Origin of the sequence: Pseudomonas sp. NFACC46-3 (genome assembly GCF_900114515.1) — a bacterium.
Lineage (GTDB): Bacteria > Pseudomonadota > Gammaproteobacteria > Pseudomonadales > Pseudomonadaceae > Aquipseudomonas > Aquipseudomonas fluorescens_Q.
In genome coordinates this window covers 147,466-171,850 of record NZ_FOTH01000002.1, presented here as the reverse complement: position 1 = coordinate 171,850, position 24,385 = coordinate 147,466, and the positions used below count along the sequence as shown (strand labels likewise).

General features: G+C 62.6%; 23 protein-coding genes. 9 read left to right on the top strand and 14 right to left on the bottom strand.

The annotated features are described in order from the left end of the window. Nucleotides 1-34: 34 nt before the first annotated feature. The gene (locus BM300_RS04490; protein ID WP_063320506.1) at nt 35-568 is read left to right on the top strand and encodes a cysteine hydrolase family protein; all 534 of its coding nucleotides are present in this window, start codon (nt 35-37) and stop codon (nt 566-568) included. Nucleotides 569-761: 193 nt separating this feature from the next. Here the strand turns inward: BM300_RS04490 and BM300_RS04485 are convergent, their stop codons facing one another. Both BM300_RS04485 and BM300_RS04480 read right to left on the bottom strand, forming a co-directional pair. Next, the gene (locus tag BM300_RS04485; protein ID WP_092222711.1) at nt 762-1,622 is read right to left on the bottom strand and encodes a CAP domain-containing protein; all 861 of its coding nucleotides are present in this window, start codon (nt 1,620-1,622) and stop codon (nt 762-764) included. A gap of 294 nt (nt 1,623-1,916) precedes the next feature. Then, nucleotides 1,917-2,882, bottom strand: coding sequence for an EamA family transporter (locus tag BM300_RS04480; protein ID WP_092462142.1), 966 nt, complete (start codon nt 2,880-2,882; stop codon nt 1,917-1,919). A gap of 243 nt (nt 2,883-3,125) precedes the next feature. Here BM300_RS04480 and BM300_RS04475 point away from each other — a divergent pair, with 243 nt between their 5' ends. Together BM300_RS04475 and BM300_RS04470 are read left to right on the top strand one after the other, a co-directional pair. After that, nucleotides 3,126-4,256, top strand: a complete 1,131-nt coding sequence (locus tag BM300_RS04475) for a sensor histidine kinase (protein ID WP_092144507.1) — start codon at nt 3,126-3,128, stop codon at nt 4,254-4,256. 96 nt (nt 4,257-4,352) lie between these two features. Next, a complete protein-coding gene (locus BM300_RS04470; protein WP_092222717.1) occupies nt 4,353-5,444 on the top strand; it encodes an SMP-30/gluconolactonase/LRE family protein in 1,092 nt (363 codons plus the stop codon). A gap of 206 nt (nt 5,445-5,650) precedes the next feature. On the opposite strand, the gene BM300_RS04465 is transcribed toward BM300_RS04470, so the two are convergent. From BM300_RS04465 to BM300_RS04450, 4 genes are all read right to left on the bottom strand, one after another. Then, the gene (locus tag BM300_RS04465; protein WP_063320511.1) at nt 5,651-6,037 is read right to left on the bottom strand and encodes a DUF1850 domain-containing protein; all 387 of its coding nucleotides are present in this window, start codon (nt 6,035-6,037) and stop codon (nt 5,651-5,653) included. Then, entirely contained in the window at nt 6,034-8,061 is a 2,028-nt protein-coding gene (locus tag BM300_RS04460; protein WP_092462140.1) for a TRAP transporter permease, read from the bottom strand. Before BM300_RS04460 ends, BM300_RS04465 begins: the two co-directional genes overlap by 4 nt. Before the next feature lie 81 nt (nt 8,062-8,142). Continuing rightward, a complete protein-coding gene (locus BM300_RS04455; RefSeq protein WP_092144509.1) occupies nt 8,143-9,093 on the bottom strand; it encodes a TAXI family TRAP transporter solute-binding subunit in 951 nt (316 codons plus the stop codon). A gap of 234 nt (nt 9,094-9,327) precedes the next feature. Then, a complete protein-coding gene (locus BM300_RS04450) occupies nt 9,328-10,326 on the bottom strand; it encodes a LacI family DNA-binding transcriptional regulator (protein ID WP_092346172.1) in 999 nt (332 codons plus the stop codon). Between the two features lie 166 nt (nt 10,327-10,492). Here BM300_RS04450 and BM300_RS04445 point away from each other — a divergent pair, with 166 nt between their 5' ends. From BM300_RS04445 to BM300_RS04435, 3 genes are all read left to right on the top strand, one after another. Continuing rightward, nucleotides 10,493-11,668, top strand: a complete 1,176-nt coding sequence (locus tag BM300_RS04445) for a Gfo/Idh/MocA family protein (protein ID WP_092462138.1) — start codon at nt 10,493-10,495, stop codon at nt 11,666-11,668. After that, nucleotides 11,665-12,756 (top strand): sugar phosphate isomerase/epimerase family protein, encoded by a 1,092-nt coding sequence (locus BM300_RS04440; protein WP_092462137.1) that lies wholly within the window; start codon nt 11,665-11,667, stop codon nt 12,754-12,756. The genes BM300_RS04445 and BM300_RS04440 overlap by 4 nt, the downstream gene beginning before the upstream one ends. Before the next feature lie 192 nt (nt 12,757-12,948). Then, nucleotides 12,949-14,181 carry a nucleoside permease gene (locus BM300_RS04435; protein ID WP_092144517.1) on the top strand — a complete coding sequence of 411 codons (1,233 nt, stop codon included), beginning with the start codon at nt 12,949-12,951 and terminating at the stop codon, nt 14,179-14,181. Nucleotides 14,182-14,199: 18 nt separating this feature from the next. Here BM300_RS04435 and BM300_RS04430 read toward each other — a convergent pair whose 3' ends face one another. After that, nucleotides 14,200-14,856, bottom strand: coding sequence for a polysaccharide lyase family 7 protein (locus BM300_RS04430; RefSeq protein ID WP_092222729.1), 657 nt, complete (start codon nt 14,854-14,856; stop codon nt 14,200-14,202). Nucleotides 14,857-15,102: 246 nt separating this feature from the next. Between BM300_RS04430 and BM300_RS04425 the strand changes: the two genes are divergently transcribed. Next, complete coding sequence (locus BM300_RS04425) at nt 15,103-15,438, top strand: hypothetical protein (protein WP_063320519.1); 336 nt, start codon at nt 15,103-15,105, stop codon at nt 15,436-15,438. 161 nt (nt 15,439-15,599) lie between these two features. Here the strand turns inward: BM300_RS04425 and BM300_RS04420 are convergent, their stop codons facing one another. From BM300_RS04420 to BM300_RS04395, 6 genes are all read right to left on the bottom strand, one after another. Beyond that, nucleotides 15,600-17,363, bottom strand: coding sequence for an L-lactate permease (locus tag BM300_RS04420; protein WP_092462135.1), 1,764 nt, complete (start codon nt 17,361-17,363; stop codon nt 15,600-15,602). Nucleotides 17,364-17,604: 241 nt separating this feature from the next. Continuing rightward, nucleotides 17,605-18,156 (bottom strand): thioesterase family protein, encoded by a 552-nt coding sequence (locus BM300_RS04415; RefSeq protein ID WP_092144521.1) that lies wholly within the window; start codon nt 18,154-18,156, stop codon nt 17,605-17,607. A 265-nt stretch (nt 18,157-18,421) separates the two neighbouring features. Further along, a complete protein-coding gene (locus BM300_RS04410) occupies nt 18,422-18,802 on the bottom strand; it encodes a RidA family protein (RefSeq protein ID WP_079301342.1) in 381 nt (126 codons plus the stop codon). A 74-nt stretch (nt 18,803-18,876) separates the two neighbouring features. Further along, the gene (locus tag BM300_RS04405) at nt 18,877-19,755 is read right to left on the bottom strand and encodes an NmrA family NAD(P)-binding protein (protein ID WP_092222733.1); all 879 of its coding nucleotides are present in this window, start codon (nt 19,753-19,755) and stop codon (nt 18,877-18,879) included. A gap of 17 nt (nt 19,756-19,772) precedes the next feature. After that, nucleotides 19,773-20,456, bottom strand: a complete 684-nt coding sequence (locus tag BM300_RS04400) for an SOS response-associated peptidase family protein (protein ID WP_092462133.1) — start codon at nt 20,454-20,456, stop codon at nt 19,773-19,775. Nucleotides 20,457-20,623: 167 nt separating this feature from the next. After that, nucleotides 20,624-21,577: a LysR family transcriptional regulator gene (locus tag BM300_RS04395; RefSeq protein WP_092462131.1), complete on the bottom strand. Its 954-nt coding sequence runs from the start codon at nt 21,575-21,577 to the stop codon at nt 20,624-20,626. A gap of 100 nt (nt 21,578-21,677) precedes the next feature. Between BM300_RS04395 and BM300_RS04390 the strand changes: the two genes are divergently transcribed. Next, nucleotides 21,678-22,541 (top strand): aldo/keto reductase family oxidoreductase, encoded by an 864-nt coding sequence (locus tag BM300_RS04390; RefSeq protein WP_092462129.1) that lies wholly within the window; start codon nt 21,678-21,680, stop codon nt 22,539-22,541. Here the strand turns inward: BM300_RS04390 and BM300_RS04385 are convergent. After that, nucleotides 22,538-23,320 (bottom strand): MBL fold metallo-hydrolase, encoded by a 783-nt coding sequence (locus BM300_RS04385; RefSeq protein WP_092462127.1) that lies wholly within the window; start codon nt 23,318-23,320, stop codon nt 22,538-22,540. The two genes, BM300_RS04390 and BM300_RS04385, sit on opposite strands and share 4 nt — an antisense overlap. 91 nt (nt 23,321-23,411) lie before the next feature. Between BM300_RS04385 and BM300_RS04380 the strand changes: the two genes are divergently transcribed. After that, complete coding sequence (locus tag BM300_RS04380; RefSeq protein ID WP_092462266.1) at nt 23,412-24,380, top strand: GlxA family transcriptional regulator; 969 nt, start codon at nt 23,412-23,414, stop codon at nt 24,378-24,380. Nucleotides 24,381-24,385: the final 5 nt, after the last annotated feature.

Genomic DNA, 24,385 nt, shown 5'->3' with positions numbered 1-24,385 from the left:
GCGCGGCTCCGATAATGTTTGAAGAGGGAAGGTCATGAACACCGCATTGCTGATCATCGATGTCCAGAACGCGCTGTGCTCAGGCGAAGAGGAATGCTTCGACAGCCAGCGCATCATCCGGACCATCAACGACCTGGCGGCCAAAACCCGGGCCCTCGGCTTGACGGTGATCCTGATCCAGCACGAAGAGTTGGAAGGTTCGCTGACCTATGGTTCTGCCGCCTGGCAACTGGCCGACGACCTGTTGACCGCAGCCGATGACCTGCGGGTGCGCAAGACCACCCCCGATGCCTTCTACCAGACCGACCTGCAACCGTTGTTGCAGGCCCGAGGCATCGACCGCCTGGTGATCTGTGGGCTGCAAACCGACTATTGCGTCAACGCCACCGTGCGCCAGGCCCATGCCCTGGGGTACGACGTGGTTTTGGTGGCCGATGCCCACTCCACGGTGGACAACGGCAGCATGGCGGCCGAGCAGATCATTGCCAATCACAACAACCGATTGGGGCGGCTGAGCAGTGCGGTATCGCGGATCGATGTGGTGCCGGCTGCTGAAATCCGCCTGTAGCCGATACTCACTGTCGGTACTGCGACGCAGGTTTGACTTGGGGGCACACTTGTGGCGAGGGAGCTTGCTCCCGCTGGGTTGCGAAGCGACCCTAAAATTTTTACGACCGCTTCGCGCTGGAGCGCCAGCCCGGTCGAGCGGGGGCAAGCTCCCTCGCCACAACAGCGGATGGCTCAGCATCGACGATGGTTTTTCACGGCGCGCCAAGCACCATCGTCCAGTACACCCCCGCATCACTGCGCGAATCGCTGGCGGAAGCGGCGCCCATCTGGGTGAACATCGGGTTCATCAGGTTGGCGCAGTGCCCCGGGCTGGCCAGCCAGTCGTGCATGGCCTGGGTCGGTGAGCGTTGTCCGGCGGCGATGTTCTCGCCCAATTTATGTCCGCGAAAGCCGGCGCTCTTGGCCCGATCGGAAGAGGAGCGACCGTCCGGGTCGCGATGGGCGAAATAATTCTCGCGGGCCATCGACCGGCTGTGGCCTTGGGCGGCGGTTCCCAGCGCGGCGTTCCAGCTCAGCGGCCGGGCCGCGGCGAAGCGCTGGCGCCCGCACATCCGCGGCTTGGCCCTGGCGGCGTTGACCTGGGCCAGCAGCGACTTGTCCGTCGCACCCGCGTCGCTCATCCGTGTGCCTCCCATGGGCTGCGCCAGCACCACGCGCCACTCATCACCGACCCGATTGACGCCAATGTCGGCGTATTGGTTGTCCAGCAGTGCTGCGCAATGTTCGTCAGCCAACATGTCGAACGCTTCTTCGGCGTCCCGCGCATCGGTCAGGCGGATGCTGCGCACGGCCCGGGCCTGGTAGCCGGCGTCTTTCAAGGTCTCCCGCAGACCACCGCGAAAGCCCATCGGCAAGCCCAGGTTCGAGCGCAGCGCCAGCGGCGGCGTGGCACGCACCGTGCGCCATTCACAGCGGCGTGATTGGCTACGGAAATCGTTGATGGCGTCCACCAATTGCCTTTCGCCACGGGCGTGGACGGGGCTGGCAAATAAGGGAAACAGGGCAAGCAAGCACAGCGAAACGAAACGGCTAGAGCGAACAGGGTGGCGCATGGGGCGAACGGCTCAAGAAGGGGGAGGTGCTTAGCGCCAGGCTTGGCGCCGATCAGCTGGAAAACCCGGCGCTGCAGATCGGCGGGTTTTCACGGCTGGGGTAGGACTGTGGGTTTTGGAACAAGTTTCTGAGGACGAAGACTTTCTACGAGCTGGTACAACACCATTGTGGCGAGGGAGCTTGCTCCCGCTGGCCTGCGAAGCAGGCCCAACGCATTGGCGACCGCTTCGCGCTGGAGCGCCAGCCCGGTCGAGCGGGAGCAAGCTCCCTCGCCACAATGGTGTTCAGTCAGTTCAATTCGCTGTTCCAGCCACAGGCACCTTGACCCGCTCGACCTTGCGATAGGTCAGCAATACGATGCCCGTCACCACAATCGCGCCACCCATCACCTGGCCCGGGTTGAGCATCTGGTCCAGTACCAGCCAGCCGATCAGCAGCGTGGCCAGCGGTTCGATGTTCATCACCGGGGCGTTGCGCGGCATGTCCAGGCGGGGCACGGAAATGAACAGCACAGTGAAGCCGGTGCCGTAGAGCACCACCAGGGTCGCCAGGGCGAACCAACCGGTGCTGCTGGCTGGCAGGTCGAAACCGCCGGGCAGGGCACCGGTCAGGCCGGCGAGGTTGACGCTGCTGAAGACGATGAAAATCGTCAGCAGGCTGCGCACCGAACCACGGACCTGGGACAGCTTGTGGTCGGTGATCCACAGCGCACAAGCGAACACGCAAGCGGCACAGAAGGCCAGGCCCACCCCCAGTAGCCATTGCGGGCCAACGCTCTGTTCAGACGATAACCGCGCCGGCACCTCCAGCACGAATACCAGGCCCACCAGGATCATGCCCATTAACGCGGCGGTGCGTGCAGTGGGCCGTGGCCCGCCCAGCGCCCAGGTCAGCAAGGCCAGCAGAATCGGAAAGACGTTGCCCACCAACAGCGCCAGTGCCACCGGCACCCGGGCCACGGCCGAGTACAGGCACAGGCTCTGCGCAGCGATGAGTAACCCCAGCAGCACCTGCCAACGCCATGCGCCCGGCGGCAAACGCAGGCTCTGACGTTGCCACAGTACCATCGCGGCCAACACCAGCAGCGTCCCGCCTGAGCGCAGCAGGATCGCCAGCAATACCCCGGCACCGTCATCGAACGCCGCTCGGGCGGCGACATGATTGCCGGCAAAGGCACAGCCCATGCACAGCAGAACGAGCACCGCGAGGTGACGGGGCAATGGAGGTGGGGCGTCAGGTGCAGAGGCGGGGCGAGTCATGGCAGGGTGTCTCAATAGTGGGCCGCCCAGGCAAATCGCCTTGGATCAGCTGTTTTTAGTTATAAGTCGTCGTACAACTTTGAGGGCTGTTTTTACCCTATAGGATTACAAGAGACAAGGTCGGGGTTGCGGGGGAGCTCTACCTTCTTAAGTGAACGACCGCGCGCACATTGTCCTGCGCTTTGCTGTACAACAACCTGACCGTTGTGTCGTTTACAGCATTGCCCTTTGCGGAGCCGCCCCATGCGCCTGGCCGATTTCATTCTCGACAATATCGAGCCGATTCTTCAGGCGTGGGAAGACTTCGCCAAAACCATCACCCCCGCATCCATTGGCATGGATTCCGTGGCCCTGCGCGACCATGCCGAGCAGATGCTGCGCACTATCGCCGCTGACCTGCGCACCTCGCAAACGCGCAATGAGGCGATTGCCAAGTCCCACGGCGAGGCCCCGCCGGTTGATGCCGAAACCGCCGCCGAAACCCATGCGGTCATCCGCCAGTCCTCGGGTTTTACCGTGGAGCAAATGGTTTCCGAGTACCGGGCCCTGCGCACCAGCGTGCTTATGCTCTGGATGCCGCACACGCAGTTGGATCACAAACAGGTCATGGACGATCTGATTCGATTCAACGAGGCCGTGGACCAGGCCTTGGCCGAGTCCGTCGTCAGTTACTCGGGGGCGGTGGATGCGTCGCGCAATATCTTTCTCGGGATTCTGGGGCATGACTTGCGCAGCCCCTTGGGCGCGATCCTGCTGAGTTCCGAAGTGCTGCTGCGGGCGGGGGACCTGCCCGCCAAGGCGACCAAGATCACTTCGCGCATCTACACCAGCGTCAAGCGGGCCAACAAAATCGTCGGCGATCTGCTGGATTTCACCCGCACCCAACTCGGCTCGGGCATTCCAGTGCAGCGCTTCAAGGGTGATCTGGTGGCCGCCTGCGAAGGTATGGTGGAGGAGGCGCGGGCCTATCACCCGGAAAGCAAAATTGTCTTTAAAACGAGCGGCGCCCTGGAGGCGCTGTTTGATCCGGCCCGCATGGAGCAGGTATTTGCCAACCTGATTGGCAATGCCGTCCAGCATGGTGCCGAAGGCTCGCCGGTGACTGTTTCGTTGAGCGTGGAAAAGGATATGGCCGTGATCGCGATCAACAACCAGGGCAAGCCTATCGAGAAAGAGGCCATTGCCAACATCTTCAACCCAATGGTCCGAAATCTGTGCAGCAGTGAAATGCAGTACGGTTCCACGGCTGGACTCGGACTTGGCCTGCACATCGCTTCGGCGATCGTATCGGCCCATCAGGGCACCATCAAGGTCCACTCGGAGGCGCAAGTCGGCACGACCTTTACTGTTCGTATACCGCTGAACCCGGCCTGATCGACTGTGCGCAGAGCAGATTCGCATACTTGTACGATGTCTTATCACGTAGTAAAACTGTCGTCCCGTCCAATAATAATTAACGGAGACGCACCGATGGATGCTTCGCAATCTGCAACCGCCGCCGATCAGGGCCGCCGGGTATTCCTGAAAAAATCCCTGGTGGTCTCGGCTGCTGCGGCCGCCCTTGGCAACCTGCCCGGGCTCGCTCAGGCCGAGCCCTTGAGTCAGCGTTACCCGGACCCGCTGATCAATATCCTTGACCCCAGCTTCATGGACTTGCGCATCTTCAATGCCAGCGTGGAGAAACTCGCCACCGGTTTGCGTTGGGCAGAAGGGCCGGTGTGGGTTGGTGACGGTCGTTACCTGCTGGTCAGCGACATTCCCAACAACCGCATCGTGCGCTGGGATGAAATTACCGGTGGCCTGTCGGTCTACCGCGAGAATTCCAACTTCTCCAACGGCATGTGCCGCGATCGCCAGGGCCGGCTGCTGGTGTGCGAAGGCTCCACCACCGCCAGCGAAGGCCGACGCATCACCCGCACCGAGCACAACGGCACTATCACCGTGCTGGCGGACAGTTTCGAAGGCAAGCCGCTGAACTCGCCCAACGACATCGTGTGCAAGCGCGATGGCTCGGTGTGGTTCACCGACCCACCGTTCCAGACCGGCAACAATTACGAGGGACACAAAGTCACCCCCGCCCAGCCTCACGCGGTGTATCGCATCGATGGCGAAACCGGCAAGGTCACGCGGGTCATCGACGACCTGGCGGGGCCGAACGGGCTGTGTTTTTCCCCGGATGAGAAAATCCTCTACGTGGTCGAAGGCCGGGCCAAGCCCAACCGCTTGATCTGGGCGATCACCGTCAAGGATGACGGCACGCTGGGTGAGCGGCGCAAGCACATCGAAGGCCTGGATTACGCGGCGATCGACGGAATCAAATGTGATGAAAGCGGCAACCTCTGGTGCGGTTGGGGCGGCAATGGCGACCCCAAGGCCGACCTGGAAAAACTCGACGGCGTGCGGGTGTTCAACCCTGAAGGCAAGGCCATCGGGCACATCTCCCTGCCGGAGCGCTGTCCCAACGTCTGCTTCGGCGGGCGGGAAGGCAATCGGTTGTTCATGGCCGGCAGCCACTCGCTGTATTCGCTGTTCGTGAATACCCGAGGGGCGACGTTTGCCTGAGTGACACATTCACCCTCGGAGTTGATGGACTTTGTGGCGAGGGAGCTTGCTCCCGCTGGGCTGCGTAGCAGCCCTAAAACCATTCACCTGGGTGTGCCTGATTGGTCGCATTCAACATTCGGTCTCTTTGGGGTTGCTGCGCAACCCAGCGGGAGCAATCCCTGGCCACAGGATGTCCGCTGTGCCTGCGGTGTTTTCTGATGGGTTCAGGATTGTCCGCAGCTCCATAGCTCCACGGTCGGCTGGCCCTCTGTCGGCGGCCCCAGCCAATGACTCATCGCCCGACAACCGCCACCAAAACATAACTGATAGTCGCCAGCCTGCGGCGTGCGGCCCAGTTTCAGCGGTTGCAGGGGCGGCACCTGGCGTTGATAGTGCCAGCTGCCGTTTTCAAGCCTTGCATCGTCGGGAATCTCCATGCCCGCGCCATTGCCTTTGACCCTGGCCTCGCCCAGGATCAGGCCCTGTTCGCTGACGCGATAATCTTCCTCCCAGCGAATCTTCTCGATGGTGTGGTTCCATGCCAACGTGAAATCGGCCACGGCGAGCTGGGCCCAGACCACGCCGGACAAGCCCAGGCACAGACCGATCACGCCAAGGCCCGTCCACTGCGTCGTGCGCGCCAGACGTGTTGGAGAATCAGCAGCCCACCCAGCACGAAGCCGATCTCATCGGTCACGGGCAGGGCAACCACCAGCAACGCGCCGGCGGCAAAACACAGCAAGCGTTCCCAAATCGGCATTTTCTGTTGCAGGTAGCCGGTGGACGCCATGCCCCAGAGCCCGACGGCCAACAACGTCTTGATCAGCATGTACGCCGTCATCCACAGGTTGTCGCCCTGGAGCATCAGGGCCGGGTTATAGACGGTCATGAATGGAATGACGAAGCCAGCGAGGGCAATGCGCACCGCCCAGAAACTGATCTTCAGGCCACTTTCCCGGGCAATGGGCGCGGCGGCGAAACAAGCCAGCGCCACCGGCGGCGTCAGGTCGGCCAAGATACCGAAATAGAACACGAACATGTGCGACACGATCAGCGGCACGCCCAGTTCCAGCAGGGCCGGTGCGGCGATCGAGCTGGTGATGATGTAGTTGGGGATGGTCGGTATACCCATGCCCAGCACCAGGCAGGTGAGCATGGTGAGGATCAGCGACAGCAACAGGTTGTCCCGGCCGATGGCGAGGATGTAGCCGGCAAAGGTGGAGGCCACGCCAGTCAGCGAGACCACCGCGATGATGCTGCCCACCAAGGCGCAGGCGATCCCCACTGGAACGGCATGACGCGCGCCATCTACCAACGCATGCAAGCAGATGACGAGGGTTTCCCGAGTGCCTTGCATGAACCAGCAGGCCACCACCAACACGCCGATCACCGCAAACACGACACCGATGCCCAAGCGGAAAAAACCGACGCAAAGCAGCCCCAAGGCGATCCAGAAGGCGCAGCGCAACGCGTAGTTCGAGACTTTGAGAATGATCGCCGAGCCGAGAATCACGATGGCTGTCAATGCCAGGCCCACCATGCCGGAAAACAGGGGGGTGCGTCCGGAAAACAACAGGTAGACCAACACCCCGAGCGGGATCAGCAAGAACCAGCTGTCCTTGACCGCGCCCCAGGCGCTGGGGCATTGGTCCTTGGGCAAGCCCTTGAGGTCGGAGCGCTTGGCCTCCAGGTGAACCATCCAGAACACCGAGCCGAAGTACAGGCAGGCGGGTATCAACGCGGCCTTGGCGATTTCAACGAACGGCACATTGATGGTTTCGGCCATGATGAAGGCCACCGCGCCCATCACCGGCGGCATTATCTGGCTGCCCATGCTGGACGTGGCTTCCACACCACCGGCAAACGCGGCCTTGTAGCCGAAGCGCTTCATCAACGGGATGGTGAATTGCCCGGTGGTGACCACGTTGGCGATGCCCGAACCGGTGATGGTGCCCATCAGTGCCGATGACACCACGGACACCTTGGCCGGGCCACCGAGCTTGTGACCGAACAGGCCCATGGCGAAATCGGTGAAGAGTTTGATCATGCCGGCCTTTTCCAGGAAGGCGCCGAACAGGATGAACAGGAAAATATAGGTGGCCGACACGTAGGTTGGCGTGCCGTACAGCCCTTCGGTGCCGAACGACAGCTGGTTGATGATTTGATCGAGGCCATAGCCGCGATGGGCCAAGTCGCCCGGTAAGTATTCGCCGAACAGGCCATAGGCCAGGAACAGGCCGCAAATGATCGGTAGTGCGATGCCCATCACTCGCCGCGCGGCTTCGAACACCAGCACGACCAGGACGATCCCCATGATCATGTCCGTGGTGGTCAAGTCGCCGGAGCGTTGGATCAGGTCCGACTCAAACACCCATTGATAAAGCGCCGTCGCCACGCCCCCCAGGCTCAAGACCCAGGCCAAGGGTTGCCAAGGGCGCTGCCTGCCATGCGCGGGGTAGCTGAGGAACACCACCCACAACAGAAAGCCGACATGTACCGCCCTCAGCACAATGCTGGAGACCGGAGAAAACGCGGCGGTGACGATCTGAAATATTGAAAACAGCAAGGCCACGTAGAACAGGGTCTTGGGCCAGTCTCGCGGGTCCGTGACGATGCCGTGCTGGTCTTCACTCATGAGGTGCCTGCCTTCTGTTCACATTCAAGGGGCGAAAACACGACGGATCAACGGCGAAGGGCGCCGTTGATACGCAGGGTGTTACAGCGCGCCCACTTCCTTGTAGTAGCGCTCGGCACCGGGGTGGAGTGCGATCGGCAGGTTCTTCGCGGCGTTTTTCAGGGTGATGTCCTTGGCCGCTGAATGGGAGGTGCCCAGGCGAGTGAGGTTCTCGAAGAGCAGCTTGGTCATCTGGTACGCCACCTCATCCGGGACATCCTCGCGGGTGACCAGGATGTTGGTGATGGCCACCGTCGGTACGGCCTCCGCCTGACCATCGTAGGTATTGGCCGGAATCATTGCGCTCTGATACGCCGGGTTGCCGATTTTCTCCACCACATCGGTGGGCACCGCTACGTAGCTCAGCGCCATGGTCGAGGCCAGGTCGCGAATGGCCGCCATTCCCAGGCCCGAGGACTGCAGTGTGGCGTCCAGTTGGCGGTTCTTGATCAAGTCCACCGACTCGGCGAACGGTAAGTACTGGACCTTCATGTCCTGGTAGGTCAGCCCCGCAGCCTTGAATATCGCCCGGGCATTGAGTTCGGTACCGGATTTTGCCGCGCCGACGGAAACGGTCTTGCCCTTGAGGTCGGCCAATGTCTTGATGCCGGACTCCTGGCTGGCGACGATCTGGATGTAGTTGGGATAGGCGCCAGCGATGGCGCGCAATTTGGTCAACGGCGCCTTGAAACCGGCGTCTTCCACGCCGTTCTTGGCATCCGCCACCGAGTCGCCCAGGGCCAGGGCCAGCTCACCACGACCGGCTTGCAGCAGGTTGAGGTTTTCCACCGAAGCCTTGGTGGCTTGCACCGATGTCTTGGCGTCCTGGATGCCGTTGCTGTAGATCTGTGAAAGCCCGACCCCGATCGGGTAATAAACCCCGCTGGTGCCGCCCGTGAGGATGTTGATGTACACCGGGGCGGCCTGGACCGTGGTGCTGACCACCAGGGCTGCCGCGGCGGCCAGGAGGGTGAAGTGCTTGTTGACTCGCATGGGGACCTCTCCGTCTTGTTATGGCTTATGCAGAGTCTTTCCACTGTAGTTCAAGCGCGGGTGATGGCGAGTCGAGTGGCCGTAAAGGCTTCTGTGGCGAGGGAGCTTGCTCCCGCTCGGCGGCGCAGCCGTCGTAAAACCGACAAACACGGTCTGCCTGAAAAATTGCGTCAGCCTCTTTCGGGGCTGCTGCGCAACCCAGCGGGAGCAAGCTCCCTCGCCACTGGTCCCTTGTTAGGCCAGGGGCGCCGTACTGCCTCGCACCGTCAACTCGAACGGCAACACCACATGCCGCTCGGCAATCGGCTTCTTCTCGATCAGAGCAATCAGCATCTGCACCGCTTTTTCCCCAAAGATTTCGGCAGGCTGTGAAATGGTGGTCAGGGGCGGGTCGCAGTAGGCGGCGAACGGGATGTCATCAAAGCCCACCAGGGAAATATCCTCGGGCACCCGCAGGCCCATTTGCTTGATGCGCCTGAGCGCGCCGATGGCCATCTCGTCGTTTTCACAGAACAGTGCGCTGGGGCGGTCGGCCAGCGCCAACATCGCGCCGGCCCCGTCATCACCGGCCTTCAAGGTGAAGTCGCCATGGCAGATCAGGCTGGGGTCGACGGCGATACCGGCCTGGCTCAGGGCATCCTGGTAGCCGGCCACGCGATCCAGGGTCAGGGGGCTGCTGCGTGGCCCCTTGATGATGCCGATGCGGCGGTGGCCGAGGCCGATCAGGTGCTCGGTCATGGCCTGGGCGGCGGCGCGGTTGTCGAGACTGATGGTCGGGTAGGGGGCGTTCTTGACCACTTCGCAGGCGTTGACCAGCGGCAGGCTTTCGACGCCTGCCGGCATCGATTCGAAAGGATCGCTGGCGCGCAACTGGATCACGCCGTCGGCCTGGTGGGCGTAGACCAGGGCGGCGAATTCCCGCTCGATCTGCGTCCGACCCTGGGTGTCGCACAACAGCAATCGATAACCCGCCGCCTGCGCGGCCTGCTGCGCGCCGCTGATGACCCGGGCGAAAAACGTATTGGCGATGGCCGGCACCAGGATCACCAGGTTGCCGGTGCGCCGGGAGCGAAATTGCACCGCCATCAGGTTGGGCCGATAGCCGGCCTGTTCCACCGCCGCGTTGACCTTGTCCCGTGTTTCGGGGAGTACCCGCTCGGGCGATTTCAGGGTTCTGGACACCGTGGCCACCGAAACACCCGCCAGCCGGGCCACCTCACGAATGTTGGACAAAATCACCTCGGGGAACAGGGGGTACGGTGGGGAGCTTACCGCAGGTTGAGCGCCTCACAAATATTCCACGGTGAACCCTGTGGGTTTGACACGCGGGGAAACTGAGCCTAGATTTTCGCCATGATGTAACCGGTTACATCATCATCCTGACAGGAAGACAAACACGATGAATCCTGTAGCACCAAAAATAAGAATGGGCTTCGTCGGCGGTGGAGAGGGCGCGTTCATCGGCCAGGCCCACCGTCAGGCCGCGGGCCTGGATGGCGGTTTCGAACTGGTCTGCGGCGCATTCAGCCGCGACCCTCGCAACACTCGGCAGACCGGCGCGGCCCTGGGCCTGGCCGCGTCCCGTTGCTACCACGACTGGCAGCAGATGCTCGACACCGAAGCGCTGCTGCCGCTTGATCAGCGCATGGAATTGCTGGTCATTGTTACCCCCAATCATCTTCATGCACCCATCGCCAGCGAGGCCTTGAAAGCCGGTTTCCATGTGTTCAGCGAGAAACCCGCCGCGCTGGACCTCAACGAGTTGCTGGCCCTCAGGGAAGTGCTGCAAGGCAGCCGTTGCCTCTACGGGCTGGCCCATACCTACCTGGGTTATCCCATGGTGTGGCAGGCCCGGGAGATGGTGCGCTCGGGCGCGATCGGCCAGGTGCGCAAAGTGCTGGTCGAGTACCCCCAAGGCTGGCTCAGCCAGGATGTCGCCGCCCAGGGCAATAAACAGGCCGAATGGCGCGACGACCCTGGCCAGTCCGGCCTGGGCGGTTGCATCGGCGACATCGGCACCCACGCGTTTTCCCTCGCCGAGTTCGTCGCAGACCAGCCTATCCAGCAGCTATGCGCCACGTTGGGCACCCATGTGCCGGGCCGGCAATTGGATGACGACGTCGCGATGCTGTTCAAGATGGCGGGTGGCGCCAGCGGCGTGTTGATCGCCAGCCAGGTCTGCACCGGCGAAGAGAACCCGCTGAAGATTCGCGTCTACGGCGATAAGGGCGCCTTGGAGTGGCGCCAGGAAGAACCGGCGAGCCTGATCCATCGCGCCTTCGACCAGCCTTTGCGCATCCTGCGTAGCGGCGTCGGCCAGCCGTGGCTGTGCGCGGCGGCCACGCGGCGCATGCGCCTGCCGGCCGGGCATCCCGAGGGCTACCTGGAAGCCATGGCCAACCTCTACGGCGATTTCGCCCACGCTATTCGCAGCCATGTCGAAGGCCCCGACGCCCCAGGCGTACCCGGCATCGAGACCGGCTTGCGTGGCATGGCATTCATCGAGGCCGCCATCCTCAACCACCGTGGCGACGCGAAGTGGACCACCGTGCAAACCGGAGCATCCCTGTTGTGAATACCCTCGACACACCACCGAGCGGCCTGCGTGGCCCAGGTATTTTCCTGGCGCAATTCATGTCCGCCGAAGCGCCGTTCGATACCCTGGCCAACATCGCCCAGTGGGCGGCGTCGCAAGGCTACAAGGCCATTCAGCTGCCGACATCGGGCACCCAATACATTGACCTGGCCCGGGCCGCCGAGAGCCAGGCCTATTGCGATGAGCTCAAGGCCACCTGTGCCCAGGCCGGTGTCGAGATCAGCGAGTTATCGACGCACCTGCAAGGCCAGTTGGTGGCAGTGCACCCGGCGTTCGACGCGCTGTTCGATGACTTCGCCCCGGCCCATTTGCGCGGCCAGCCCCAGGCGCGGACCGAGTGGGCGATCGAGCAACTCAAGCTGGCCGCCCGTGCCAGCCAGCGGCTGGGTCTCAAGGCCCATGCGACGTTTTCCGGCGCGCTGCTGTGGCCGTATCTCTACCCTTGGCCGCAGCGGCCGGCGGGTCTGGTGGAGCAGGGGTTCGCCGAACTGGCCCGGCGCTGGTTGCCGATTCTCGATGCCTTCGACGTGTCGGGGGTGGACCTGTGCTACGAAATCCACCCCGGCGAAGACCTCCATGACGGCGCCTCGTTCGAGCGCTTTTTGGAGGCGGTCGATCATCACCCACGGGCGGCGATCCTCTACGACCCCAGTCATTTGCTGCTGCAACAGATGGACTACCTGGGCTTCATCGACCGCTACCACGCGCGCATCCGCATGTTCCACGTCAAGGACGCCGAATTCCGCCCCGATGCCCGTTCCGGGGTATACGGCGGCTACCAGGGCTGGGTCGATCGGCCCGGGCGGTTCCGTTCGTTGGGCGATGGCCAGATCGATTTCAAATCGATCTTCAGCAAACTGACCCAATACGATTTCAGCGGTTGGGCGGTCCTGGAATGGGAATGCTGCTTGAAGGATTCACAACAGGGCGCCGCAGAAGGGGCAGCGTTCATCCAGCGGCACATGATCAGCAAGACCGGCAAGGCGTTCGATGATTTTGCCAGCGTCACGGCGGATGAGGATTCCAATCGACGGTTGTTGGGTTTGCCCCCAATGCCAAAAGCGTAACCCCTGTGGCGAGGGGATTTATCCCCGCTGGGCTGCGAAGCAGTCCTAAACCCTGACATCCCGGTTCGCCCAGGTTGATTGAGTCGACTGTTTTTTTGGGCTGCTTCGTAGCCCAACGGGGATAAATCCCCTCGCCACAGGGGCTCTGCAAAACTCCATTTCCACAAGAACAACAATAAAACGGTGACGCTCATGACCACGATGAATGCACGCCTCAGCGTGATGATGTTCCTGCAGTTCTTTATCTGGGGTGGCTGGTTCGTCACCCTCGGCACCTTCCTCTCCAGCACCCTGGGCGCCAGCGGTGGGCAGATCGGCATGGCGTTCTCCACGCAATCGTGGGGAGCGATCATTGCGCCGTTCGTCATCGGCCTGATCGCCGACCGCTTCTTCAACGCCGAACGGATCCTGGCGGTGTTGCACCTGCTCGGCGCGGTGTTGCTGTATCAGCTGTATTCGGCGGCGGATTTCAGCGTGTTCTACCCGTACGTGCTGGTGTACATGGTGGTCTACATGCCGACGCTGGCCCTGGTCAATTCAGTGGCCTTCCGGCAGATGCGCGATCCGGCGCTGGAGTTCTCCCGTATCCGGGTGTGGGGCACGATTGGCTGGATCGTCGCGGGCGTGGTGATCAGTTTTGTGTTCGCCTGGGATTCGCGCGAAGCGATCTCGGCAGGCGGCTTGCGCAATACGTTCCTGATGGCGGCCGTTGCTTCCCTGGTACTGGGGCTCTACAGCTTCACGCTGCCGGCCACGGCGCCGCTCAAGGAACAGGCCCGCGCGGGCGGCGTCAGGCAGCTGCTGGGGCTGGACGCGTTGGGGCTGTTGAAGGATCGCAGCTACCTGGTGTTCTTCATCGCCTCGATCCTGATCTGCATTCCCCTGGCGTTCTATTACCAGAATGCCAACCCGTTCCTGGCCGAAACCGGGATGACCAACCCAACGGCGAAGATGGCCATCGGGCAGGTCTCGGAAGTGTTGTTCATGCTGCTGTTGCCACTGTTCATCCAGCGCTTCGGCATCAAGCTGGCGCTGTTGGTGGGGATGTTGGCGTGGGCGGTGCGCTACCTATTGTTCGCCTACGGCAATAACGGCGACCTGGCGTTCATGCTGTTCACCGGCATTGCCCTGCATGGCATCTGCTACGACTTCTTTTTTGTCTCGGGGCAGATCTACACCGATGCCAAGGCACCGGAGCGCTTTCGCAGCTCGGCCCAGGGGCTGATTACCCTGGCGACCTACGGTGTGGGGATGCTGATCGGCTTCTGGGTGGCGGGGCAGGTGACCGATCACTTTGTCGTGGCGGGCGGTCATGACTGGCAGAGCATCTGGTTGTTCCCGGCCGGTTTCGCGCTGCTGGTGTTGCTCTGCTTCCTGTTTACCTTCCGCGGCCAGCAAGCGCTCGCTGCGTCGTCAAAGGCTTGAAGCAGGGCTGGGCGTCAGTCATTTGTGACTGACGTCCAGCTTGGTGTAGGTCACTTTCCCGCCTTCGTTGGAATAACCCTTGTTGTCCAAGGTGTAGACACCGGCCTTGAAATAGAAGTTATAGCCGTACCAGGACGGGTCCAACTTCACCTGTTTGCCCGCGTTGCCGATCAGCACCGAGAGCTTGCCTTGCTTGTCCATTTGCAGCGAATAGGAGAAGGCCTTGTTCAGCGGCACGTTGGGCACGGTGTAGATCACCGGGCTCTTCTTGTCCTTGGGCTTGACCCGGTATTCCACGTCGATATTGCCGGTGCCCTTGGCGTAGCGGTACACCAGTTTCAACAACGGCGTAGGGGCGTCCTTGGCGTGGATCTGCGCCACTACCACCCGGCCTTCGGAAGGCACCTGGTTCACCGCCAGGGTGCCCTTGAGGGTATTGGTGCCGCTGTTGTAGCGCCAGTTGCGCAGCTTGCCGTCCTTGCTGGTTTCCCGCAGCTCGGAGCGCGGGTATTCGCTTTTACCGGTATGGGAACCGGTGACCGGCGCCCAGAAGACGATCCGCTGGCCGTTATTGTCGAAATACTTGTTTTTCAGGGTTGGCATGGCTTTGGTCGCCACGACCTGCGCCGGCGTTTGCACGGGCAGGGTAATGTTCCAGACAGTCAGGTCAATCATGATAAAACCCTCCAACGGGACCGGCCGTTACCTGGCGGCCGTCAAGACAGAAACTGCCTTCCGTGGCGCAGTTTTCATGTTATCGACGATGGGCTGTTTCGCTGGAGGTGCACCTGACGGATGGCTCTGCGATGAGCCTTTCAGGCACTGAATTGGGCGGATTATCGTGTGTCAATTTGTTGCTGATCGGTTAGAGTACGCGCCGCCCGAGAGACGGATCCCGGGCGTCTTTCCATGGAGCGTCAAATGAATCAAATCAGCAAAGTTGTCGCCTGCGCACTGTTCGGCCTGGCCCTGGCGGGTTGCACCGGCACCCCGATGAAAACCCAGCAATACGACAGCAGCCAATACACCGTTGTCGGCCACAGTGAAGCCAAGGCCACCGGCCTGTTGCTGTTCGGCGTGATCCCGATTCGCCAGAACAACCGTTTCGTACGCGCCCAGACCGCGGCGATCAAGGCCAAGGGCGGCGACGCCATGATCAACACCCAAGTCCAGGAAAACTGGTTCTGGGCCTGGGTCCTGACCGGTTACACCACCTCGGTGTCCGGTGACGTGGTCAAGCTGAAAAGCGTTCAGTGACACCCTGCTTTAGAGTAGGTGAGCGCCGGTTGTAAGGGCGCTTGCCTGTGGCGAGGGAGCTTGCTCCCGCTCGATCGCGCAGCGATCGCAAAAGGGCCGCTTCGCCGCCCAGCGGGAGCAAGCTCCCTCGCCACAACAGCCCGATCATGCCCGATCCTCTGTCACTTTCCTCCCACCACCATATGCGTGAACGGCGCCACATACGCCTGCAACGTCACCAGCCCGCCCACCAGAATCGCCAGCACCACCGAGTGGAAAAACACGTAGCGCAGGATTTCGCCTTCGTGACCGTACCAACGGGTCGCGGTGGAGGCGACCACGATCGACTGCGCGTCGACCATCTTGCCCATCACCCCACCGGAACTGTTGGCCGCGGCCATCAACACCGGGCTGATGCCCAGTTGCTCGGACGTGACTCGTTGCAAGCCGCCAAACAACACGTTGGAGGCGGTGTCCGAACCGGTCAGCGCCACGCCGAGCCAGCCCAGCAAGGTGCCGAACATGGGGTAGAAAATGCCCGTGGCGGCGAAGGCCAGGCCCATGGTCGCGTCCAGGCCTGAGTAGCGCGTGAGAAACCCCAGGGCCAACATTGCTACGATGGTAATCAGCGAGTAGCGCACCACCCAGAGCGTTCGCAGGTAGTGGTGCAGCAGTTGCGGGATGGAATAGCCCATCAGCAAGCCACCGAGAATCGCCGCCAGGAAGATGCCGCTGCCCGTGGCAGTGAACCAGTTGAACTTGTAGACCGCTTCCTCGGTTTTTGGCTGGGGCACCACGGGCGGGACTTTTTCGATCTGCTGGTGGATGGTGCCGAAGGTCAGCAGGGGCGAGAAGATCGGATTGGCCTCGCGCATCGGCTTGCCTTGGGGATCCAGTCGGGCCGATTGGGTCTGGGGGTCGATGGCTGGACGGGTGTCGAACAGGTTCTTGAAGCCTTGGGGGCCCCAGGCGAACACGAACACTGTGAGGATGATCCAGGGCATCCAGGCCCGTCCCACGGCGGAGCGGGTGTCGCTGGAAAATGCCGCGCTGGCGACGGGTTTTTCATCCTCGCTGGCGTCGATCTTCGAGTTGTCGACCCGCCCGGACAGCGCGGCGGAGGTGTGCACCGTGGCCGGTTTCCAGACCTTGAGGAAACCGGTGAGGCAGGCCATGGAAATCAGCGCGGCAATCACATCCACCAGCATCGGCCCGTGGTAATTGGACACCAGGAACTGCGGGATGGCGAAGCTGACACCGGCCACCAGGATCGCCGGCCAGACCTCCAGCATCTTGCGCCACCCGGCAAACGCCCAGATCAACCAGAACGGCACCAGCACCGAGAAAAATGGCAACTGCCGACCGACCATCATCGACAGCTCCATTTCATCCAGCCCGGTGACTTTGGCCAGGGTGATGATCGGCGTGCCCAGGGCGCCGAAGGCCACGGGCGCGGTGTTGGCGATCAGCGCCAGGCCCGAGGCGGCCAAGGGGGAGAAGCCCAGCCCGATCAGGATCGCCCCGGTCACCGCCACCGGCGTCCCGAAACCCGCGGCGCCCTCGAAGAACGCACCGAAGCAAAAGGCGATCAGCAGCAATTGCAGGCGTCGGTCGTCGGTGATGCGGGCGAGGGAATCCTGCAGGACCTTGAACGAGCCGTTTTCGGTGGTCAGGCGGTGCAAGAAGATGATGTTGAGGACAATCCAGCCAATGGGCAGCAGCCCGTTGGCCGCGCCGTAAAGTGCCGCTGACCCGGCCATGCCGGCGGGCATGCCGAAGGCGAAGATGGCGATCAGCAAGGCCGAGGCCAAGGCCATCAACGCCGCCAGGTGCGCCTTGACATGAAAGAACGCCAGGGACGCCAGCATCACCACCACCGGAACCGCCGCCAGGAGCGTCGACAGCACCGCATTACCGAAGGGATCGTAGACTTGTTGCCAGACCATGTTCCACCTCTGCTTTTTATTGTTGGAAGTGCAGGCCCCGGGGGGGATTGGCAGAGAAGTATAGGCGGGGATTGGCGAGGGGAATGGCGCAGAGGCCTGGGGTAAGCCCCTGTGGCGAGGGAGCTTGCTCCCGCTGGACTGCGCAGCAGGCCCAAGTTTTTTGTTTAAGCACAAATTCTTGGGGCGGCTTCGCCACCCAGCGGGAGCAAGCTCCCTCGCCACAAGGTCAGTGGTGTGCTGGCTAGCGTGGGGGCTCACCTTCCTCCTGGCGAAGCTCGAGGCTCAAGCCGTCGCAGCTTTGCGACCAGGCGACCAGCCAGTCGGGCACGGCGGGCGATTGTTCGGCCAGGCCCAACTCGCGGATGAACTCAGCCGGTGCAATCGTGCCTTTGGCCGAGCGGAACAGGCCGCGCATGATCACCACCCCGACCACACGTCCCTGGCTGATGAAACGGTGCTCCATGAACGTCCATTTTTCGTCCCAACCGAGCAGGCGGGTGTGCACCTCGAACGCCTCGAACAGTTTCAATTCCCGCCTGAACTTGCCCCAGACATCCCCCACGATCGGCACCGCCCGGTTGCGCAACGCCACTTTGTAGGCGCCGCTGCGCAGCACGTAATCCATGCGTCCCACATCGGCCAACGTGAAGTAGCGTCCGTTGGTGACGTGGCGATTGAGGTCCAGGTCCAGCGGCCATACCCGCATGCGCACCACCGTGGTGTCCAGGGGCGCCGCCGGCTTGCGCCACGGGCGGCGGAACAGCATCAGCAACAGTCGAAACCAGAGATTCATAAGGAGGCCGTGAAGAGGGAAAACGGCGCACTTTAGACCCCGTGCAGGAAGCGGGCTAGGTGCGAAAGTGACGATTTGCGTGGCAATCGCGCATTTGGGGCATGTTCGAGCGGCTGTTGTGGCCAGGAGCTTGGGCCCGCTGTATGGCGAGCCGCTCCAAGAGTTTGGGTCGAAACAAAAGAACTGGGCCTGCTGCGCAGTCCAGCGGGAGCAAGCTCCCTCGCCACAAAAGCAGTGCAGCGCTACAAAGGTGCAAGGCGCTCGTTCAGCCCTTCGCCGCCATCGCCGTCACTTCCACTTTCATGCCTTCAACCGCCAGCGCTGCCACACCCACCGCCGCACGAACCGGCCAAGGCTTGGCGAAGAAGCGTTTGTAGACCTCGTTGAACGCGGCGCGGTCGGCCATGTCGGTCAGGTAGATGGTCAGGTGCAGGACCCGGTCCATGGAGCTGCCGGCGCCTTCCAAGGCAGTCTTGAGGGCTTGCAGCGTGCATTCGCTCTGCAGGGTGATGTCGCCCAGCTCCAGGCTGCCATCGGCGTGGGTGGGGATTTGCGTGGAAACCAGCAGGCCGCCGAAACCGGCGACGTCGGAGGAAATGGAGTCCGCATCCGGATCTGGAATAAACGTGATGTCTGGGTTGCTCATGCAAAACCTCATGCTGGAAAAGAAAAAGGAGCGCCGCAGTTTACCGTTCATTGCCGCGCCGTTCCTGCATTCCTTTATCCGTGCGCTCCCAGCCTGTTGTTTTGCACCAGTGCCTGGATGTAGGCCTCAAGCGTCATGGTGCCGTGCAAGGCGTCGTCGCCCACGTCGAAGCCGCTGTCTAGGCTGACGGCGCTCATGCGCCCATAGGATTGCGCCGCAGCGGGGCTGAAGCCGAGGCTCTGGAAGGTGCTTTCCCATCGGTCCCTGGGTATCACCTGTACCTCGACCGGTCGGTCGAGCGCCTGGGAAAAAGCCTGCGCCACATCGTTGGGCGAGTACAGGCCAGGCCCCTGCACGTTACGCACGCCAATGTCATCCACCGACGATAGCAATCGCGCGGCCGCCACTTCGCCCAGGTCCCGAGGCGCAACCATGGGGAAGGCCAGGTCGGCTGGAAACAGCGTCGGCAGCTTGCCGGTCTCGCGGACGGTATCGAGCAGGCTGTCCCAGTTGCTCATGTAATAAGCGCCGCGATTGATCGCCGCCGGGATCGACTGGTTGCGCAGCCCTTCTTCCAATTCCCACAAGACGCTGAGATCGCCGATACGCCTGCCAGGCTGGGCGCCGGCGGTGGATTGCACGACGATTTTCTCAAGACCCGATCCGTCGAGGGCGGCCAGGATGTTGGCGACCGTGCGCCGTTCCACCGCATCGGTATCGGTACTGGGAGCCGCTGGCGGGTTGAGAATGAATGCCCTGCGCCCGAGCCGAAACGCTGCGCGCAACGACTCGACGTTTTCGGCGTCCGCTTCGACGATTTGAGCGCCCCTGGCCCGCCATTCAGTGGCGTGGGTGGCGTTGCGGGTCATGATAATCACGGCATGCCCTGGCGCCAGCAAGGCGCGGCCTGTGGCCGAGCCAACGTGACCTGTGGCGCCCATGATCACGTACATGGCTTTATCTCCTGAAGTCAAAGTCCGCCCTGGGTCGGACGGTGGGTTGTCATTGCCGGTTCAAGGTGCGGTTGCGCGCCGTTCAGGCGTGCGGCCAGCTGTTGTGCCTGTTCCCATCCCAGCGCGGGCTCCAGCCATTCGAGCGCATCTTCGGCACTGAAGGCCAGTACCCGTTGCTGCTGGCTGGCGATGTCGCCATACGTCACCAGGGTCAGGCCGTCACAGCCAAACGGGGTCTCGCTGGCCTGGGCCAGGGCAGCCAGGAAAATCGGGGCCGACTGGCGGGCGGTCGTGTAGGTGAGGCGTTGCGCCTGGGAGGACGAGGCGGGGGCTTGTGACTCATACCAACCCTCCACGGGAACCAATACGCGGCCTTCGTGCTTGATGGGGTCGAAGACCTTGGAGCGCATCACCAGATGCAAGGGTAGATGGGTCAGGGGCGGCATCGTCCCGACCGACCAGATTGGCGACCAACCCCAGCGAACCTTGATGCACTCCAAGTGCCCACCGCGACGACGAATGGCGCTGACCTGCATGTTTGGCTTGATCAGACTCTGGCGCTCCTGGACCTTGGGCGGCGTTGCCACGTACAGGTCCAAGGGCGTCACGCTTGCACCGAAACGGCTGCCGGGCGTGTCTCGCTGGGCGAAATACGCCAGGGAGTCTTTTGAAGAAACGTGTTGAACAAGACCGTCACACATAACGAAAACTCCCGGCAGTGAACGCAAAGAAGCCTTGATCCACCCGCTGTTCAAGCCGTGACGTCGAAGCGCGTCAGCATGGCTTTCAGCGGTGTCATGTAGGTCCGAGCCGTGGCGAATGGCTTGGTTCGAAAATCCTTGCGGCGGGGAGACGAGCGGGCGGTGTGTCAGTTTGCAGAGAGGTTGGCTGTGCCGACGCCTTCGCGAGCAGGCTCGCTCCCACACTGTTGTGCGTTGATGAAGTCCACGAAAGCCCTCAATGGCGAGGGCAGGTAGCGGCGGCCGGGGTAGTAGAGAAATGGGCCGGTAAAGCGCTGCCACCAGGGTTCGAGTACCGGTTCGAGGGCGCCGCTGTCCAGGTACGGTCGTAACCAGTCTTCGAACAGGTAGACGATGCCCAGACCGTCTACAGCGGCTTGCACCGACAGGTCCACCGCACCGCCAATGCGCGTGATCAACGGGCCGCTCGGGTCGACGCTGATGGTTTCGCCGCCGCGCTCATACTCCCACAGCGGCATGGCACCGCTGGGGAACTTGCCCCGCAGGCACGCGTGTTCCAGCAGGTCTCTGGGATGTTCCGGCCTGCCCCGGGCATCGAGGTATGCCGGGGCGGCGGCCGTGGCGAAGCGCTGGAACCGTGGGCCGATGGGGATGGCGATCATGTCCTGCTCCAGGCGCTCGTCGTAGCGAATACCCGCGTCACACCCGGCCGCCAGCATGTCGACGAAGCTTTCTTCGGTGACCACTTCCAGGCGGATGTCGGGATAGCTTTTCAGGAACGGCGTGATGATCGCGGGCAACACCAGCCGGGCCGCGCTGACCGGCACGTTCAGCCTGAGGGTGCCCGAAGGACGGTCGCGAAAGTCGTTGACCACGTCCATGGCCGCCTCGACCTCGCCCAGGGCCGGGACGATGCGTTCCATCAACCGGGCACCGGCCTCGGTCGGTACCACGCTGCGGGTGGTGCGATTGAGCAGGCGTACGCCGAGCCGGCTCTCCATCCGGCGTACGGCGTCGCTCAGGCTTGAGGCAGACTTGCCGCTCAGCCGCGCGCCTTCACGAAAGCCCTTCGCGTTGACCACGGCCACGAAGGCCAGCAAGTCTTGAATATCCGTCGCCATTGTTCTCTCCGCCGTACAACCTGTGCTGATTGCACCTGATTATCATGAGAATGGTCAACGTCTATAGTCGGCCCACGCACATTGATCCGAGGGCTACGAGATGAACATTGCAGGCAAGGCAGGCAGCTTTTTACTGGGTGATCGCACGGTCAATCGCATGGGTTACGGCGCGATGCAGTTGGCGGGGCCCCAGGTCTTCGGACCGCCGAAAGACCCAGCGGTGGCCGTCGCTGTGCTGCGCGAAGCATTGGCGAGCGGGGTCAACCACATCGACACCGCCGATTTCTATGGGCCCCATGTCACCAACCAACTGATCCGTGAAGCGCTGCACCCTTATGCCCAGGACCTGGTCATCGTGACCAAGGTCGGTGCCGTGCGCGGTGCCGATGCGTCCTGGAACCCGGCCCACAGCCCCGCCGAGCTGACCCGGGCGGTCCACGACAATCTGCGCAACCTGGGTGTGGAGGTATTGGACGTGGTCAACCTGCGGGTGTGGGGCGACCTGCATTCGCCCACGGAAGATTCCATTGAGGAATCGTTCACGACACTGGCCGAGCTGCAGCGCCAGGGCCTCATCCGTCACCTGGGGCTGAGCAACGTCACGGCCGCGCAGGTCAAGCAGGCCCAAGGCATTGCCCAGGTGGTCTGCGTGCAGAACCACTACAACCTGACCCATCGCGACGACGAACACCTCATCGCCGACCTGGGCCGGCAGGGCACCGCCTACGTGCCGTTCTTCCCCTTGGGCGGCTTCACACCGCTGCAATCGCAAACCCTTTCCAGCGTGGCGGCGCGCTTGCAGGCGTCACCGCTGTGCGTGGCCCTGGCGTGGTTGCTGCAACGTGCGCCGAATCTGCTGCTGATTCCCGGCACATCGTCCCTGGCGCACCTGCGGGAAAACCTCACGGCGAGTGAGCTGAAGATCCCTGCGCCGATGCTTGCCGAGCTGGACGCATTGGCCTAGGCCGCCTGGAAAACCAACGTCTCGCCATCTTCCGGTATCAACAACCGGTCTTCGACACCGGCCTTCGCGGTGGCTGCGGCAAGGGCCTTGCGAGTCGTCGGGCAGTGGCTGATCGCTTCCAGGTGATTGGCCACCACGGTCCCGCGGGACAAACGGGTGAATTCCAGCGTCTCGTCGATGCCCATGATGATGTCGCCGCCGATATCGAACCGTGCCCCGCCTGCCGGAACCACGCTGACCTGTGGCTGGTGTTGCAAGACGAATTCGCACACGGTGGGGGTGAGCACGGTGTCGCCGGTGAGGTAGACACTCGGTTCGCCGGGCAGCTCGATCAGGTAGCCGACGCCATGCTCCATCAACTTTCCCACCAGGCCCCGCCCGTGGGTGCACCGGACCGTGCGAATAGTGCCGCCCAGGAATGGGGTGGGTTGGTCATGGGCCTGGGCGAGCGCCTGGACATTCAAGCCACGCTTGTTGAGATAGGGCGCGTCATGGGGCGTGCAGATGACCGGGATCTGTTTTTCCCTCAGCCAGCGCTTGGCCGCGCGGTCCAGATGGTCGAAATGGCCTTTCTGGCAGTGGGTGATCAAGCAATGAGTGACGGTCTCTAGGGCCTGCGCTGTCGAGGCCGGAAGTGCCACCAGCGGATTGCGTTGCGTGGCGCCAAACAGGCGAAGCGGCGGCAGCGTGCCCTGGCCAGCCAGCATCGGGTCGACGAGCACGCGATACGGGCCGAATTCAAGAATGATCGTGGCGTTACGGATCTGCTGGATGTTCATGAGGCGTTCCTGTTGAGCGAGTGCTTCATGGTGCCGATCCGGTCCCGTGTGCATAATGGCCGGATCTGACATCTTTGATTCGTTTCAGGCCATGACAAACAAACTTCGAATCGGTTTGCTTCTATTTCCCGGCTGCATGCCCGCCGGCCTGTTCGCGTTCGCCGATCTGCTGCATGCCGCCAACCGCATAAGAGGGCGGGCGCTGTTCGAGGCCCGCTACATCGCGTTGCAGGCCGGGCCGGTGGTGTGTGCCCATGGCGTGACCCTGCAGGCGGAAGCGGCGTTGGGCAGCGCCGGGCTGGATGCTGTCCTGGTTCCCGGTTTCTGGGCCGAGTCGGCCGAGCAGATGAATGCGCTGCTGGCTGAACAGACAGCCCTCGTGAGTGCGCTGTCGAAACATGCCCGATCGCTTCAGCTCTGGTCCTATTGCACCGGTGTCTGCCTGCTGGCCGCCGCCGGCCGATTGGACGGGCAGGGTGCGACGGTGACTTGGTGGCTGGCGCAGGCGATGCAGCAGCAGTATCGAAAAGTCCATTGGCAAAGCGAGCGGAACTGTGTGTTCAACGAGCGCACGGCGACCGCGTCTGGGGTGAACGGTTACCTGCCCATCGCCGAAAAACTCATTGAGCGAAGTGTCAGCAGCGACGTACTGCGCGATATCACGCGGCTCATGGTGCTGCCGCGCCCAGCCATTCCCCATGCGGCGTTCCAGGGCACTGCCCTGATCGAGCAACCCAGCGGATGGTTGCGGCAGTTGCATGGGTTGATCGAACAGATGCCGGCCGAGCGGGTCACTGTGCAGGCACTGGCCAGCCAGTTGGCGGTGTCCGAGCGCACCCTGGCGCGCAAGGTCAGCCGTGAGACGGGGCAGGCCGTCGCGGCCTACGCCCGGCGCATCAAGTTGAACCAGGTCAGCGAGCGTCTGACGTTGACCACGCTGCCCCTCGCCAGCATCGGCGCCGAGCTGGGGTTCAGCAGCAGCTCCAACTTGCAGCGGATGTTCAAGGCGTTGACCGGGCTGACGCCGATGGAATACCGGCGCAAGTTCGGGCGGGTATGACGCCG